14 protein-coding genes and 1 pseudogene are annotated in these 14,082 nt (G+C 68.9%); 1 reads left to right on the top strand and 14 read right to left on the bottom strand.

The window, feature by feature from the left end; genetic code table 11:
• Positions 1 to 11: 11 nt before the first annotated feature.
• The 3 genes and pseudogenes from ACZ48Y_RS01670 to pdo form a co-directional block, all read right to left on the bottom strand.
• Positions 12 to 1,595 (bottom strand): annotated as a pseudogene (locus tag ACZ48Y_RS01670) (gamma-glutamyltransferase family protein).
• Positions 1,592 to 2,425 (bottom strand): rhodanese-like domain-containing protein, encoded by an 834-nt coding sequence (locus ACZ48Y_RS01665; protein WP_464741531.1) that lies wholly within the window; start codon positions 2,423 to 2,425, stop codon positions 1,592 to 1,594. Before ACZ48Y_RS01665 ends, ACZ48Y_RS01670 begins: the two are co-directional and overlap by 4 nt.
• A 63-nt stretch (positions 2,426 to 2,488) precedes the next feature.
• The gene (gene pdo, locus ACZ48Y_RS01660; protein WP_464741529.1) at positions 2,489 to 3,178 is read right to left on the bottom strand and encodes a protein disulfide oxidoreductase; all 690 of its coding nucleotides are present in this window, start codon (positions 3,176 to 3,178) and stop codon (positions 2,489 to 2,491) included.
• A 102-nt stretch (positions 3,179 to 3,280) separates the two neighbouring features.
• On the opposite strand from pdo, the gene ACZ48Y_RS01655 reads away from it, so the two are divergent.
• A complete protein-coding gene (locus ACZ48Y_RS01655) occupies positions 3,281 to 4,225 on the top strand; it encodes a nitrilase-related carbon-nitrogen hydrolase (RefSeq protein WP_464741527.1) in 945 nt (314 codons plus the stop codon).
• Positions 4,226 to 4,249: 24 nt separating this feature from the next.
• Here ACZ48Y_RS01655 and ACZ48Y_RS01650 read toward each other — a convergent pair whose 3' ends face one another.
• Genes ACZ48Y_RS01650 through tkt form a run of 11 tightly spaced genes read right to left on the bottom strand, consistent with a single transcriptional unit; the run spans position 4,250 to position 14,069 of the window.
• Complete coding sequence (locus tag ACZ48Y_RS01650) at positions 4,250 to 4,606, bottom strand: metal-sulfur cluster assembly factor (RefSeq protein WP_464741525.1); 357 nt, start codon at positions 4,604 to 4,606, stop codon at positions 4,250 to 4,252.
• Positions 4,607 to 4,639: 33 nt separating this feature from the next.
• A complete protein-coding gene (locus tag ACZ48Y_RS01645) occupies positions 4,640 to 6,658 on the bottom strand; it encodes a (Fe-S)-binding protein (RefSeq protein WP_464741523.1) in 2,019 nt (672 codons plus the stop codon).
• A gap of 42 nt (positions 6,659 to 6,700) precedes the next feature.
• On the bottom strand, positions 6,701 to 7,183 hold the full coding sequence (locus ACZ48Y_RS01640; protein ID WP_464741521.1) for a divergent PAP2 family protein: 483 nt from the start codon (positions 7,181 to 7,183) through the stop codon (positions 6,701 to 6,703).
• Positions 7,180 to 8,019 carry a bifunctional 5,10-methylenetetrahydrofolate dehydrogenase/5,10-methenyltetrahydrofolate cyclohydrolase gene (locus ACZ48Y_RS01635; RefSeq protein ID WP_464741519.1) on the bottom strand — a complete coding sequence of 280 codons (840 nt, stop codon included), beginning with the start codon at positions 8,017 to 8,019 and terminating at the stop codon, positions 7,180 to 7,182. The genes ACZ48Y_RS01640 and ACZ48Y_RS01635 overlap by 4 nt, the downstream gene beginning before the upstream one ends.
• A gap of 1 nt (position 8,020) precedes the next feature.
• Positions 8,021 to 8,455, bottom strand: coding sequence for a transcription antitermination factor NusB (nusB, locus tag ACZ48Y_RS01630; RefSeq protein WP_464741517.1), 435 nt, complete (start codon positions 8,453 to 8,455; stop codon positions 8,021 to 8,023).
• A complete protein-coding gene (locus ACZ48Y_RS01625; protein WP_464741515.1) occupies positions 8,445 to 8,750 on the bottom strand; it encodes an Asp23/Gls24 family envelope stress response protein in 306 nt (101 codons plus the stop codon). The genes nusB and ACZ48Y_RS01625 overlap by 11 nt, the downstream gene beginning before the upstream one ends.
• A gap of 10 nt (positions 8,751 to 8,760) precedes the next feature.
• Positions 8,761 to 10,098, bottom strand: coding sequence for an acetyl-CoA carboxylase biotin carboxylase subunit (gene accC, locus ACZ48Y_RS01620; RefSeq protein ID WP_464741513.1), 1,338 nt, complete (start codon positions 10,096 to 10,098; stop codon positions 8,761 to 8,763).
• On the bottom strand, positions 10,095 to 10,580 hold the full coding sequence (gene accB, locus ACZ48Y_RS01615; RefSeq protein ID WP_464741511.1) for an acetyl-CoA carboxylase biotin carboxyl carrier protein: 486 nt from the start codon (positions 10,578 to 10,580) through the stop codon (positions 10,095 to 10,097). Before accB ends, accC begins: the two co-directional genes overlap by 4 nt.
• Positions 10,581 to 10,590: 10 nt before the next feature.
• Positions 10,591 to 11,148 (bottom strand): elongation factor P, encoded by a 558-nt coding sequence (gene efp / locus ACZ48Y_RS01610; RefSeq protein WP_464741509.1) that lies wholly within the window; start codon positions 11,146 to 11,148, stop codon positions 10,591 to 10,593.
• Positions 11,145 to 12,074: a quinate 5-dehydrogenase gene (locus tag ACZ48Y_RS01605; RefSeq protein ID WP_464741507.1), complete on the bottom strand. Its 930-nt coding sequence runs from the start codon at positions 12,072 to 12,074 to the stop codon at positions 11,145 to 11,147. The genes efp and ACZ48Y_RS01605 overlap by 4 nt, the downstream gene beginning before the upstream one ends.
• Positions 12,075 to 12,083: 9 nt before the next feature.
• Positions 12,084 to 14,069, bottom strand: coding sequence for a transketolase (gene tkt, locus ACZ48Y_RS01600; RefSeq protein ID WP_464741505.1), 1,986 nt, complete (start codon positions 14,067 to 14,069; stop codon positions 12,084 to 12,086).
• Positions 14,070 to 14,082 lie beyond the last annotated feature (13 nt).

Genomic DNA, 14,082 nt, shown 5'->3' with positions numbered 1-14,082 from the left:
GTATAGCAGACCTAAAGGGCAAAGGCCAGCCCGTCGGCACGGGGCTCGCTGCCGGCGACGAAGGCCTCGCCGATCCGAAGGATGACCTGGCCGCGGCCAAAGAGGCCGTAGTCGGCGCTCATGCGTACCTCGTGGCCGCGGTCGGCGAGGGCGACCGCGACGTCCCGGGGAAGGCCCGCCTCCAGGACCAGCCCCTGTTCCCAGACCACCTGCCAGCGCGGGGCATCGAGCGCGGCCTGAGGGTTGTGTCCGGCGTCGACGAGCTGGTGCACCACCTGGAGGTGCCCCTGCGGCTGCATGAACCCGCCCATCACCCCAAAGGGGCCGTGGGCGCCGTCCGCGAGCTCCAGGTAGCCGGGGATAATCGTGTGATAGGGGCGCTTCCCCGGGGCCAGGACGTTGGGGTGGCCCGGGGTGAGGCTGAAGTTCTGCCCCCGGTTGTGCAGGCTGATCCCGGTTCCAGGGACCAGGATGCCCGCGCCAAAGCCCATGTAGTTGGACTGGATGAAGCTCACCCCGAACTCGCGATCCATCGCCGCCAAATAGACCGTGCCCCCGGGGCGAATCCCCGGCTCGGGCCAGGGCATCGCCCGCTCCCCGATCGCCTCGACCCGGGCGCGGGCGTAGGCCTTGTCGAGCAACCGGGACCAAGGCGTCTTGGCGTCGGGGTCGGCCACGTTCGCAAAGGCGTCGGCGAAGGCCAGCTTCATCGCCTCGACCATGACGTGGAGGCGCCGTTCCTGCGGCAACTGCATGAGGTCGAAGGGCTCGAGGAGGTTCAGCGCCAAGAGCGCGGCGATCCCCTGGCCGTTGGGGGGCAGCTCATAGACCCTTGCGCCCCGGTAGTCGGTCGAGATCGGATCCACCCAAAGGGGCGCGTGTTCGGCGAGGTCCTCGGCGGAGAGCCACCCCCCGGTGGCGCGGGCATGCTGAACGATGCGCTCGGCGAGCGCCCCCTGGTAAAAATCCCGCTAGCCGGCCTCGGCGAGGCGGCGCAACGTCGCGGCGTGCTCCGGGCTTTTGAAGCGCTCCCCCGCCCGGGGCGCCCGGCCTTTGGGGAAGAAGCGGGCCTTGAACGCGGCGTGGGCCTCGCCCTCGAGCGCCAGGTACACCCGCGCCGCGCGCGCCCAGACGCGGGCCACCTCGGGGCTCACGGGGAACCCCTCCTCCGCGAGCCGGACCGCGGGGGCCAAAACGCGGTCCAGGGAAAGGCGGCCAAAACGCTCGAGCAACGCTCCCCAGGCCGAGACCGCCCCGGGCACGGTGACCGGCGCCCAGCCAAAGCGCGGCAGCCTCCCGGCCTCGAGGTAGGGGCCTGGATCCAGTCCCCGCGGGCTCTTCCCCGAGGCGTTCAACCCGAAGAGGCGGTCGCCCTGGCGCACGATCGCAAACGCGTCGCCCCCGATGCCGTTGGCCGTGGGCTCGACCACGGTCAAGGCCGCGGCCATCGCTACCGCCGCGTCGACCGCGTTGCCCCCGGCGAGCATCACCTCGACACCGGCGGCGACCGCCAGGGGCTGGGTGGTGGCCAGCGCCGCGCGCGCGCCCATCACCACCCGGCGCCCGGAAGGAAAGGGGTGGCGGAGGAGGTTCATTGGGTCAGTTTAAGCATGTAGTTCTCCAAGAGGCCCTTGATCAGCTGGCCGGGGTGGCGAGCGACGAGGCGGCCCTTGGCGTCGAAGAAGAAGGTCGTGGGCAGACCGTTGGCCCGCAACAGACGGGAAGTCGCCGAGTCCGGGTCCAAGAGCACCCACTCGAGCACCAACCCCTTTTCGTCGAGGAACTTGCGGATCGTACCCTCGTCCTCGCCCTGGTTGACGAAGACGAAGGTCACCCCGGAATAACGGGACTGGGCCTCGGCCAAAAGCGGCATCTCCGCCCGGCACGGCGGGCACCAGCTGGCCCAGAGGTTGATGACCAGGGGCCGGCCCTTGAACTGGCGAAGGGCCACCTCACCGCCCCCGAGGCGCCTCAGGGTGAGATCGGGGAGCGTGACCTCCGGGCGCTTCGGGGCATGCTTGAGCACCTTAGCGGGGTCCTCCTGGGCGGTCGAAAGGGGGTAGCCCTCGCTGGCCCAGGCCAGCGTGCCGCCCTCGATGTTCTTGACCTTCCCCTTGAAGCCGTGCTCCTTCAAAAAGGTCATCGCCTGCCGGGAGCGGTGGCCGCTGCGACAGACGAGGTAGACCTCCTTGTCCGTGGGCAGGGCCTGGTACCAGTCCTCGATCTCCTGCAGGGGGAGGTTGACCGCCCGAGGCACGTGGCCCTGGACGTACTCGGCGGGGGTGCGCACGTCCACGATCACCACGTTGGGGTCGTCGAGGTGCTGCTTGAGGTCCGCCGGGGAGACGGTTTGAAAGTTGCCTCGGCCGCCGCAAGCGGATAAAAGCAAGGCGAGGAGGAAGAGCCAGTAAGGAAGCCTTCGCATACCCCGATGCTACAAAAAACCAAAGCGCGGGGGTAGGTACCCCCGCGCCGTATTCGCGCCTGACTAGGCGGTGGCCCCGACCGCCTTCTTGATCGCGTCCAGGAAGGCCGAGACCGGCTGGGCGCCGAGGATGCGCTGGGCGCCGTGGTTGACCACGGTGTCGGGCACGCCGTGGATGTGGTACTTGTCCGCGAGCGAGGGGAACTCCTGGGCCTCGACCATCTCCCCCATGACCTTCGGCGAGGCGTAGGCGAAGCGGTGGGCGGTGCGCACCGCCTGCGGGCAGTAGGGGCAGGTGGGGGTCACGAAGACCTGCAGGACGACCTCCTGGGGTAGCTCGTTCAGGGTCTTGACCACGTCCTCGGGAAGGCCGTGCCCCTCGCGGCCGATCATCTCGATGTCCTCGAGCAGGCTGGCGAACTCGTAGCCCGCGGGAATGCCCCGGTAGCGGATGTTCACCGCGTCGCTGCCCTTCTCCCGCAGGATGATCGTCGGCGCCGCCTCGACCTTCATCGCCTCGGCCTGCTTCTTGCCCTCCTCGCTGGCCAGGTCGTAGACCACGAGGTGCACCTTGTCCGAGAGCGGCTCGATCTCCTTGAGCAGCTGCTCGGTCTCCTTGCAGTAGATGCAAGGCTCCTTGCCCGGCGCGATGACGTTGGAGCTATCGGTGAAGAGGACGATCTCCACGTCGCGACTCAGGTTGCCCAAGCGCTCGCGAACGATCTGCTGTTCCTGTTCTCCCAAAAGTGGCATGCTCATCCCTCCATGGTGGTTTACCCAGGGCCTTGGCCCCTGATACCCGAGTGTAGTATACGGGTTTAGAAAAGTAAAGCAGCGCGGGGTAAGCTGAGCGGGATGCTGGTCCAACTGGCGGCGGTGCAAGCGGAGATCGTTCCCGAAGGCTACACGAGCCCCAAGGCCTTCTCGACCCGCGTCGAGACCCTGATGGAAGACGCCCTCGCCGGCAGCGAAGCCGAGACCCGGGTGGTGGCCTTCCCCGAGCTCTTCGCCCTGCCGTTGCTCTTTTGGCTCGAGGCCCCCCGGGAGGTCATGCGGGCGCGGACGACGCTCGAAGCAGCCTGGGCCTGGGCGCGCGCCCTGGGCTTGGCCCGGGGCCTGATGCAGGGCCCCTGGGGGCTTTACAAGATGCGGGCCCCCGCGGTCTGGCCGGTCTGGCGCACGGCGATGCAGGAGGCCGCCAGGCGCCACAAGGCCTACGTCTTCGCCGGCACCGCGTTCTTGCCCCGGCTCGACGAGGAACCGGTCAAGGGGCTCTACGCGACCAGCGCCACCGCCCACAACTGGGGGTTTTGGGTCACCCCGCGCGGGGCGCTCTTGGGGCGGCCGGAGAAGCTTCGCCTCACCCCGGACGAGCGCCGGGCCCTGATCCTCCCCGGCCGCTGGGGCGAACAGGTGATCCAAACCCAAATCGGCCGGCTGGCCACGTTGGTCTGCCTCGACGCCTTTCACGAGGCCTTGGTCGAACGCGCCGACGCCGCCGGGGCCTGGCTCTTGGTCCAGCCCTCGGCCAACGCCCGGCCCTGGGACGGCCCCTGGTCCGGCGATCCCCACAAGGTCGAGGGCGAGGTCTGGCTCGCCGAGGGGCTCCAAAAACGGCTCGAAGGCCGGGAACACCTGCGCTACGGGCTCAACCCGATGCTCACCGGCTCGCTCTACGACCTCGGCTTCGAGGGGCGGGCGAACGTCGCCAGGGCCGGCGAGGTCATCGCGATCACCGACCGCCCCACCGGGGACGGGGTGGCCACGGCGACGGTCACGATCGAGGCGGCCCCGGCCTAGGCCGGGGCCGCCCAGCAACGCGGATCAAACGTTGAAGCCCAGCATGCGCAGCTGCTTCTTGCCCTCCTCGGTCATCCGCGCCGGAGTCCAGGGCGGGCTCCAGACGAAGTCCACGTTGACGCTCTTCACCCCGGGCACGCGCATCGCGGCCAGCTCGACGTCGGCCTTGATCATGTCTTGGACCGGGCAGCCAATCGCGGTCAGGGTCATCTCGATGTCCACCTGGCCGCTGGGCTCGACGTGGAGGTTGTAGATCAACCCCAGGTCCACGATGTTCACCGGGATCTCCGGGTCCTTAACAACCTTCAGGGCCTCGAGGATCGCCTGGGGGTCGGGAGCTTGGGTCTCCTGGGCAGTGGCGTTCTTGGCCTCTTCGCTCATGGCTCCATTATATCCGAGAAAAGCGCTCGGGTTTTAGGCGGAAAGCCCCCCGAGCTCCCGGCGGTCCCGCTCGATGGCCTCGGCGATCAGCTCGGCGATGTCCCTCACCTCGGGTCCGCCCTCCTCCCGGGCCGCCTCGTCCTCGATCATGCGCATGCAAAACGGACAGGCGGTGGCCACCAGCTCGGCCCCGGTACCCTTGAGCTCGCGGTAGCGGTTCTCCGAGACCCGCTCCTCGCCGGGCTCCTCCTCCTTCCAAAACTGCGCCCCGCCGGCGCCGCAGCAAAAGCTCTGCTCCCGGCTCCGGGGTGGGTCCTCGAGCTTGAAGCCCACCGCGCTGACCACGTCCCGGGGTGCGTCGTAGACCCCGTTGTGGCGCCCGAGGTAGCAGGGATCGTGGAAGGTGGCCTGGCCCTGAAAGAAGGCCGGGACCTTCAACCGCCCCTCCTCGATCAGCCGCTCGACGAAGACCGAGTGGTGCACCACCTCATAGTCCCCGCCGAAGGCCTTGTACTCGTTGCCGATGGTGTGCATGCAGTGCGGGCAGGTGGTCACGATGACCTTGGGGCTGACCGCGTTCAGCTTCTCGACGTTCTCGGTGGCCAAGGCAAAGAAGAGGTACTCGTTCCCCGCACGCCGGGCGGCGTCCCCGGTGCACTTTTCCTCCTTGCCCAGCACCGCCCAGTTCAGCCCCGCGGCGTCGAGGATGGTGGCCATGGCCCGGGCGATCTTCTGGGCACGGGGGTCGTAGCTGGCGGCGCAACCCACCCAGTAGAGGACGTCGGGGTTGGGGTTCTCGGCGACGGTCGGCACCGAGAAGGGCAGGCCCTCGGCCCAGTCCATGCGCTTTTCCGGAGAGAGCCCCCAGGGGTTGCCGCTGCGCTCCATGCCCCGGAAGGCGTTTTGCAGCTCGCTGGGAAAGTCGCCCTCCATCAGCACCCGCTCGCGACGGAGGTCGACGATGTGCAGCATCTGCTCGTTGCCCACCGGGCAGACCTCGATGCAGGCCATGCAGGTGGTGCAAGCCCAGAGCGCCTCGTCGTTGATCGCAAATTCCATCAGCGGGCGGGGGCTCGGCTCTCCCGCGGCGAACTGGGGAAGGATGTCGTTGAGCTCGTAGCGCTCGTTGATGATCAGGGCCGAGGGGGAGAGGGCCTTGCCGGTGGTGTAGGCGGGGCAGACCTCCTGGCAGCGGTTGCACATGATGCAGGCGTAGGGGTCGACGAGCCGGGGCCAGGTGAAGTCCTCGAGCTTGGCCACGCCAAAGGACTCGGCGGACTCGTCCTCGAAGTCGATCGGGTCCAGGGCGCCCCAGGGTTCCTTGTTGAAGGTGAGCTTGACCCCGGAGATGAAGAGGTGGATGTGCTTGGAGCGGGGGAAGTACGGGAAAAAGGCCAGGATCGAGCCGATCGCGCCCCACCAGAAGACGTGCTCCAGGACCGGCGCCGCCCCCGCCGGGATCAACCCCGCCGCCAGGCTGGCCACCGGCATCGCGGGGTCCGGACCCTCGTGAGCGAGGAGCGACGCCTTGGAGAGCAGCCGGGAGGAGACGTGGAAGAAGATGAAGGCCCCGACGATCGCCGAATCCCTGGGGATGCCCGCGCGCACCTTCTCGTGCAGGGGCACCTTGGGAGAGAAGGTCAGCTCGGCGGGACGTAGCACGAAGCGGCGGATCATCAAGGCCACGATGCCGACGAGCACCGAGGCGGTGAAGAGGTCAGCGAGGAGGTTAAAGAGGTCCCAGGCGCCGCCCCGGGCCTGGAAGGGAAAGAGGCCCTCGAGGACGTCCACCAGGTTGACCAGGATGTAGTAGATGAAGCCGTAGAAGACCAGCGCGTGAAAGAACGAGACCAGCGGCCGCCGCTTAAAGACGGTCTGCTGGGTCACGACCAGCCAAAGGGCGCGCCCGATGCGCTCGGGCAGCCGGTCGAAGCGGTCCTCCGGCTTGCCCCGGCGCCAGGCCAGGTAGATGCGATAAAACCCCAGGCCGCTGTAGTAGGCGCTGGCCAGGAAGGCCAGGATAAAGAGGGCTTTTTCCACCGGCGTGAGCATCTTCGCCTCCTCAAAACCTAAACTCAGTCAAAGCTTATCACCTCATAAGAGGGCAAAGCTCCCCCAGGCCACGAGCGCCCCCAACAGGGCCCCGACGAAGACCTCGAGGTAGCTGTGGCCGAGCAGCTCCTTGACCGGGCCGGGGGCAAAGCCGGTGCGGATCACGCCCTCGAGCTCCTTGACCAAGAGGTTCAACAGCTCGGCCTGGCGCCCCGCCTGGCGGCGGATCCCGGTGGCGTCGTACATCACGATCAGGGCCAGGATCGCGGCCACGGCGAAGAGCGGGCTGTCCCAACCGCTGGCGAAGCCCACCCCCACCGCCAGGGCGCTGACCGTGGCGGAGTGCGAGGAGGGCATCCCCCCGGTGTCCAGGATCCGCCGCCAGTCCACGCGGCCGTTGAGCAGGGCATCGAGGCCCAGCTTGAGGCTCTGAGCGATGACGTTGGCAAGGATCGCGGTCCAGAAGACCTGGTTCTGGGCCAGGCCGGTGTCCAAAAGCCGCACCGCCTCCGGGGGCAGCTTCATCCCCGCCTCCGGATCGCGGCCTCGAGGGTGTTTTCCAAGAGCATCGCCACGGTCATCGGGCCCACGCCCCCAGGGACCGGGGTGACCGCGGAGGCGACCTCGACGACCTCCGGATCCACGTCGCCGACCAGACGCCCGCCCACCCGGACGATGCCCACGTCCACCACCACCGCCCCCGGACGCACCATGGCCTTGGTGATCAGCCCGGGCCGGCCCACCGCGCTGATCAGGACCTCGGCCTCCCGGGTGAGCTCGGCGAGGGCCCGGGTGCGCGAGTGGGCCAGGGTGGGGGTGGCGTCGGCGTGGAGCAAGAACGCCGCCATCGGCTTGCCCACGATGTTGCTCCGCCCCACCACCACCGCCCTCCGGCCGGCGACCTCGATGCCGTAGTGCTCCAGCAGCCGCATCACCCCCTTGGGCGTGCAGGGGGCGAGGGCCGCGTCGGGGCCCAGCGACCAGAGCCGGCCGACGTTGACCGGATGAAAGCCGTCGACGTCCTTGGCTGGATCGATCGCCTCAAGGACGTGATGGGCCGCGATCTGTGGGGGCAGGGGGAGCTGGACCAGGATCCCGTCCACCTCGGGGTCGGCGTTCAGCGCCTCGATCAGCTCCAGCAGTTCAGCCTCTTCGGTCTCCTCGGGCAGGACGTGGACCTGGGCCCGGTACCCGAGGGCCCGGGCCCGCTTGGCCTTGAGGCGGACGTAGGCCTTCGAGGCCGGGTCCTCCCCCACCCGGATGACCCGCAGGCCAGGGACGAACCCAAGACGGGCAAGGCGGGCACGCAGCGAGGCATAGACCGCCTCGGCCACCGGTTCGCCAGGGAGCCAGCGCCCCACACTACCCCCCGTGCTCGCGCGAATGGGCCGGATCCTTTTCGATCCGGGCCTTGAGGTTTTTCAACACCCCGTTGACGAAGCGCCCCGAGTCCTCGCCGCCGTAGCGCTTGGCGATCTTCACCGCGACCTCCATCAGCGGTGGCAGCGGGGTGTCCTCGAAGAGGGCCTCGTAGGCAGCGAGCCGGAGCACCGTGAGGTCGGCCTGATTCATCTGGGAAAAGCTCCAGCCCTTGATCGTCTCCTTGAGGACGCGCTCGACCTCGTCCTTGTGCGCCATGTAGCCCTCGACGAGGCGGCGAGCGAAGGCCAGGGTGTCCTCGTCCGGAGGCGTGCCCTCGAGCTCGATCGCGTGACGCCAGGCCTCCTCGAGGTCCACCCCCCCGTTGAGGTGCTCGAAGAGGGTCTTGAAGGCGATCTCCCGCGCCTTACGCCGCATCCTTGGGCACCACCTCGGTGAAGATCACGTCCACCGCCTCGACCTTGAGCCCGGTCGTCGCCTTCAGCACCTCGGCGACCGCGCGCTGCACCTCGCGCCCCAGCTCGGGGAGGGGGCGGCCGTAGTCCGCGGAGAGCCAGAGCTCCACCCGCACCCGATCCTCCTCGCGGGTGACCTTGACCGGCCGTGCCCGGCGGGAGAGGCTGCGCGTCGCCGGGCGCGCCCCGTCCACGCCCTCGAGGGCGTACTCGACCAGTTGCAACAACGCGGCTTCGGAGATCTCGAACTCGGCCATCGCTCCCACTCTACTCGCTCATCCGGCGGGCGACGAAGTTGGTGTACACCACCCCGCGCCGGAAGAAGGCGTTGTCCAGGACCTTCATGTGGAAGGGGATGGTGGTCTTCAGCCCCGGACCCTCGATCGCTGTCTCGCCGAGCGCCCGGCGCATGCGCTCGATCGTCCGCGGCCGGTCGGTGTCCCAGGCGATGATCTTGCCGATCAAGGAGTCGTAGTAAGGGGGAATCTTGTAGCCGGTGTAGAGGTGGCTGTCCACCCGGATCCCCGGGCCCCCGGGCCAGAGCAGGGTCTCGACGGTGCCGATCGCGGGGCGGAAGTCCTTCTCCGGGTCCTCGGCGTTGACCCGCACCTCGATCGCGTGGCCCCGGGCCTCGATCTCCGACTGCCGCAACGCAAGCGGCGCGCCGCCCGCGACCTGGAACTGCAACCGGATCAGGTCCAGCCCGGTGATCATCTCGGTCACCGGGTGCTCGACCTGGATGCGGGTGTTCATTTCGATGAAGTAGTAGTGCCCCTCCTTGTCCACCAGGAACTCGAGGGTGCCGGCGCTCTTGTAGCCGACGTGCTCGGCGAGACGCACCGCAGCGGCCAAGAGGCCCTCGCGCACCTCCTGGGACAGGGTCGAGGGGGCCTCCTCGAGGAGCTTTTGATGGCGGCGCTGGATCGAGCAATCGCGCTCGAAGAGGTGCAGCACCCGCTCGCCGTCGCCGATCACCTGCACCTCGACGTGGCGCGGCTCCTCGACGTACTTCTCGAGGTAGACCGCAGGGTTGCCGAAGGCCGCGCGGGCCTCCTCCTGGGCCTGGAGGACCGCCCGCTCGAGCTCGGCCTCGGTGTGCACCACCCGCATGCCCCGCCCGCCGCCTCCGGCGGAGGCCTTGAGGATCACCGGGTAGCCGATCTCCTTGGCCGCCGCCTTGGCCGCCTCCAGGTCCTCGAGCTCGTCCGAGCCCGGCACCACCGGCACCCCCGCCTCACGGGCGATCTTGCGCGCGGTGGCCTTATCCCCCAAAAGGCGCATGTTCTCCGGGGTGGGCCCGATGAAGGTGATGCCGTGGTCCAGGACCATCTGGGCGAAGTCCGCGTTCTCCGCCAAAAAGCCGTAGCCGGGATGGATGGCGTCGGCCCCGGCGACGATCGCCGCGGAGAGGATGTTGGGGATGTTCAGGTAGGACTGGGCGGGGCTCGCCGGCCCGATGCAGATCGCCTCGTCGGCGAGCAGCACGGGCAGGCTCTCGGCATCGGCCTCGGAGTGCACGACGACGGTCTTCAGGCCCAGCTCCCTGGCGGTGCGCAGCACGCGCAGGGCGATCTCCCCCCGGTTGGCGATCAGGACCTTTTTCATGTCGGCTCGATGAGGAAGAGGGGCTGGCCGTACTCCACCGGCGCGCCGTCCTCGACCAGGATCTTGCGCACGATGCCCGAGACCTCGGACTCGATCTCGTTGAAGAGCTTCATGGCCTCGATGATGCAGAGCACCTGGCCCTTCTCCACCCGGTCGCCCTCCTTGACGTAGGGCTCGGCGTCGGGCGCGGGGCGGCGGTAGAAGGTGCCGACGATCGGGGCCTTGACCACGACGCAGTTGGGGCAGTCGTCGGTCTCCTCGGCCTTGGGCTCCGGCGCGGGCGCGGCGGCCGCCTGGGCGGGCGGCTCGGGAGCGGGCAAGGGGGCTGGGGCCGGAGCCGGCGCGGCGGCCGGCGGGGGCGGGGCCACGACCTCCTTTTCACGCCTCAGGGTGATCTTGAAGTCCGGGGTCTCGAGGCTCACCTCGGTCGCCCCCGTGGCCTCCATGGCCTCGAGCAGCGCCTTGATCTCCTTGGGCTTCATGCCAGACCTCCTAGGCCCGCCCCACGTACTCGCCGGTGCGGGTGTCGACCTTGACCACGTCGCCGGCATTGACGAAGAGGGGCACCTGAATCACCGCGCCGGTCTCCAGCGTCGCCGGTTTGGAGCCGCCGGAGACGGTGTCCCCCTTCACCCCCGGGGGGGTCTCGACGACCTCGAGCTCGACCACCGTCGGCGGGGTGACCTTGATGATGCGCCCCTCGTAGACGTCGCCAAGAGCGGTCATCCCCTCCTTCAAGAACTTCGCCGCCTCCCCCACCACGGCCTTCGGGACGTGGTACTGGTCGTAGGTCTCGAGGTCCATGAAGACGTAGTCGTCCCCCTCGGGGTAGAGGTACTGGATCTCCTTGGTCTCGACGAAGATGTCCTCGAGCTTCTCCCCCGAGTTAAAGGTGCGCTCGACGGTGGCCCCGGTCTCCAGGTTGCGGAACTTGGCCACCACCTTGGCACCGCCACGGCCGATCTTCTGATGCTGGTAGCTGACGCACTCCCATAAACCGCCGTCCATCTTTACCTTGGTCCCGGGTCGCAAATCGGTCACGCCAATCATGCCGTTTCCTCCTTACCGGTGATTTTACCTTCGCCCTCAAGCGCGATGACCTCGGGGTGGAGGCCGATGCGCTCCACCCAGGCGGCGTAGTCCTCGAGGGTGAGCGGAAACTTCTCCGCGAGCGCCACGATCATCGCCTCCATCACGTTGGTGCCGAACGAGCGTCCGGAGAGGCGCGGGGTGGTCGTCGCCAGCCAGGCCACCCCTCGCTCGCGCAAAAAGTCCAGGTCGCGCGCGGTCGTGGTGTTGGCCACCACCCCCTTGCCCTGCATCCCCGGGGGCATGTGCCGGCGGATATAAAGGAAGTCCCCAGCGATCACGTCCGCCCACTGGAAGTAGCGCGACCGCCAGTCGACGCGCACCTCCTCCTGCTTCCTCCCGGTGGGATAGAGCCAGGTAAAGGGCAGCTGGGTGAAGACCGGCAAGAAGACCCGGGCCAGCACCGCCAGCTGCCGCGGCGTGGAGAGGGGGATGGGCAGGCCCAGGGCGAAGATGAAATCCCCGTAAAGCGTCCTCGCCCCCACCTCGTAAAAGGCCTCGGCCATGCCAAAGCGGTCGACCGCGGAGGGGATCAGGACCTTCTTCCCGGAAAAGCCGAGGCGCGCGTGGAGCTCGAACACCGCGCGGCGCTCGAGGGTGGCCTTGAGCCCCGAGCCGTCGACGACCGGGGTCTTTTTCGCGGCGCGGGCCAGCTTGAGGGCGTCGCGGATCGTGTAGCGCCGGCCCGCGGCGTAGAGGTAGAGGTCGATCCCGCCGAGGCCGATCGCGTCGACCTTCCCGTCCAGTTTCCGGATCGTCTCGATCGCCGCATTGAAGTCCCCATCGGTGCCGACGCGCTCGAGCACGAAGCGCTCGCCCAGCACCTCGACCTCGGCGCGGTGATCGCGGGTGCTCGAGCCCAGGGACACGCTAACGACGTGCTTCACGGCGCCATTCTATTCGAGCATCGCCTTGACCCGGGCGACCACGTTCTCCACGGTGAACCCGTACTTCTCGTAGACCACCGGCCCGGGGGCGCTTGAGCCAAAGTCCTCGACGAAGAGCCCGTCATCGGCGTAGCGGGACCAGCCGAACCCGCTCGCCGCCTCCACCGCGAAGACCGGCAGGTCCCGGGGAAAGACGCTCTCCCGGTAGGCCGCGTCCTGCATCTCGAAGAGCTCGAAGGAGGGGAAGCTCACCGTGCGTACCGGCAGCCCCTCCTCGGCCAGGCGCTGGGCCGCGGCCACGATCAGGGCCACCTCGGACCCGCTGGCGACGAGGGTCGCCCGCGCCCCCTCCGGGTTGTCCAGGACGTAGGCCCCGCGCAAGAGCCCGCTCGCGTGCACCGGCGGCGTGCGCGGGATCTGGGGCACCTTCTGACGGGTCAGGACCAGGGCCACCGGCCCCCCCTGATGGCGCAGCGCCGCCACCCAGGCCCAGAGCACCTCGGGGCCGTCCGCGGGCCGGATGACCACCAGCCGGGGCACCGCCCGCAGCGCCGGAAGGTGCTCGACCGGCTGGTGGGTGGGGCCGTCCTCCCCGATCGCGATCGAGTCGTGGGTCCAGACGTAGATCGGCCTGATCTTCATCAGCGCCGCCAGCCGCACCGGCGGGCGCATGTAGTCGGAGAAGACGAGGAAGGTCCCGCCGTAGGGCAGGTAGCCCCGGTGCAGCACCAGGCCGTTGAGGATCGCCCCCATCGCGTGTTCCCGGACCCCGTAGTGGATGTAGCGGCCGGTGGGGTGGTCGGCGCTGAAGTCGGTCATCCCCTTGGCCTTGGTGTTGTTCGATGGGGTGAGGTCCGCGCTGCCCCCGAGGAGCTCGGGGATGCGCTCGGCCAGGGCGTCGAGCACCCGCCCGCTGGCCGCCCGGGTGGCCAGCGGCGTGGTGGGATCGAAGGCCACCGCCTCCTCCAGGCCCTCGAGGGCCCCCTTGGGGAGCTCCGCGCGGACGACGCGCCGGGAGAACTCCGCGGCCGCCTCGGGGTGCGCCCAGGCGTAGGCCTCGAGCCGACGCTCCCAGGCCTCCTGGGCCTCGACGCCGCGATCGAGGACGACCCGGAAGTCCTCGTAGACCTCGCGGGGGATCACGAAGGGCGGGTAGGGCCAGCCCAGATGTTTACGGGTCGCCTCGACCGCCTCCGGACCGAGCGGGGCACCGTGCACCTTGGCCGTGTCCTGGAGCGGGCTGCCGTAGCCGATGTGGGTCCGGACCGCGATCAGGCTGGGTCGGGTCGTCTCCTCCCGGGCCAGGCTGAGGGCGTTGCGGATCGCCTCCAGGTCCTCCCCGTCCTCGACCTCGAGCACCTGCCAGCCGTAGGCGCCGTAGCGCTCGAGCACGTTCTCGGTGAAGGCCAGGTCGGTGGAGCCGTCGATGCTGATGCGGTTGTTGTCCCAGAGCACGATGAGCTTGCCCAACCGCCAGGTTCCGGCGAGGCTCGAGGCCTCCCCGGAGACGCCCTCCATCAGGTCCCCGTCGGAGGCGATCACGTAGGTGTGGTGGTCGACGATCTCGAACTCCGGGCGGTTGAACTCGGCGGCCAGCTTCTTCTCCGCCAACGCCATCCCCACCGCGCTCGCGATCCCCTGTCCCAGCGGCCCGGTGGTGACCTCGACCCCCGGCGTGAGGCCGTACTCCGGGTGCCCGGGGGTCTTCGAACCCCACTGGCGAAAGCGCTTGAGCTCCTCCATCGGCAGGTCAAAGCCGGAAAGGTGCAAGAGCGCGTACAGCAGCATCGAGCCGTGCCCCGCGGAAAGGACGAAACGGTCCCGGTCCGGCCAGTCCGGGTCCTTGGGGTTGACCTTCAAGAAGTCGTGCCAGAGCACGTAGGCCATCGGCGCGGCCCCCATGGGCATGCCCGGGTGGCCGGACTTGGCCGCTTCCACCGCGTCGATCGCCAAAAAACGAATGGCGTTGACGGAAAGCCGCTCGATATCGGTCATGCCCCCATCTTAA

The organism is Rhabdothermus arcticus, assembly GCF_055382915.1.
The sequence above is the reverse complement of the archived record's forward strand: the minus strand, read 5'-3'. Positions and strand labels throughout refer to the sequence as shown.

What these genes read in the sequence shown, in the direction of transcription:
- ACZ48Y_RS01665 (WP_464741531.1), bottom strand. Translation starts at nt 2,425, where the DNA reads ATGCGAAGGCTTCCTTACTGGCTCTTCCTCCTCGCCTTGCTTTTATCC.
- pdo (WP_464741529.1), bottom strand. Translation starts at nt 3,178, where the DNA reads ATGCCACTTTTGGGAGAACAGGAACAGCAGATCGTTCGCGAGCGCTTG.
- ACZ48Y_RS01655 (WP_464741527.1), top strand. Translation starts at nt 3,281, where the DNA reads ATGCTGGTCCAACTGGCGGCGGTGCAAGCGGAGATCGTTCCCGAAGGC.
- ACZ48Y_RS01650 (WP_464741525.1), bottom strand. Translation starts at nt 4,606, where the DNA reads ATGAGCGAAGAGGCCAAGAACGCCACTGCCCAGGAGACCCAAGCTCCC.
- ACZ48Y_RS01645 (WP_464741523.1), bottom strand. Translation starts at nt 6,658, where the DNA reads ATGCTCACGCCGGTGGAAAAAGCCCTCTTTATCCTGGCCTTCCTGGCC.
- ACZ48Y_RS01640 (WP_464741521.1), bottom strand. Translation starts at nt 7,183, where the DNA reads ATGAAGCTGCCCCCGGAGGCGGTGCGGCTTTTGGACACCGGCCTGGCC.
- nusB (WP_464741517.1), bottom strand. Translation starts at nt 8,455, where the DNA reads ATGCGGCGTAAGGCGCGGGAGATCGCCTTCAAGACCCTCTTCGAGCAC.
- ACZ48Y_RS01625 (WP_464741515.1), bottom strand. Translation starts at nt 8,750, where the DNA reads ATGGCCGAGTTCGAGATCTCCGAAGCCGCGTTGTTGCAACTGGTCGAG.
- accC (WP_464741513.1), bottom strand. Translation starts at nt 10,098, where the DNA reads ATGAAAAAGGTCCTGATCGCCAACCGGGGGGAGATCGCCCTGCGCGTG.
- accB (WP_464741511.1), bottom strand. Translation starts at nt 10,580, where the DNA reads ATGAAGCCCAAGGAGATCAAGGCGCTGCTCGAGGCCATGGAGGCCACG.
- efp (WP_464741509.1), bottom strand. Translation starts at nt 11,148, where the DNA reads ATGATTGGCGTGACCGATTTGCGACCCGGGACCAAGGTAAAGATGGAC.
- tkt (WP_464741505.1), bottom strand. Translation starts at nt 14,069, where the DNA reads ATGACCGATATCGAGCGGCTTTCCGTCAACGCCATTCGTTTTTTGGCG.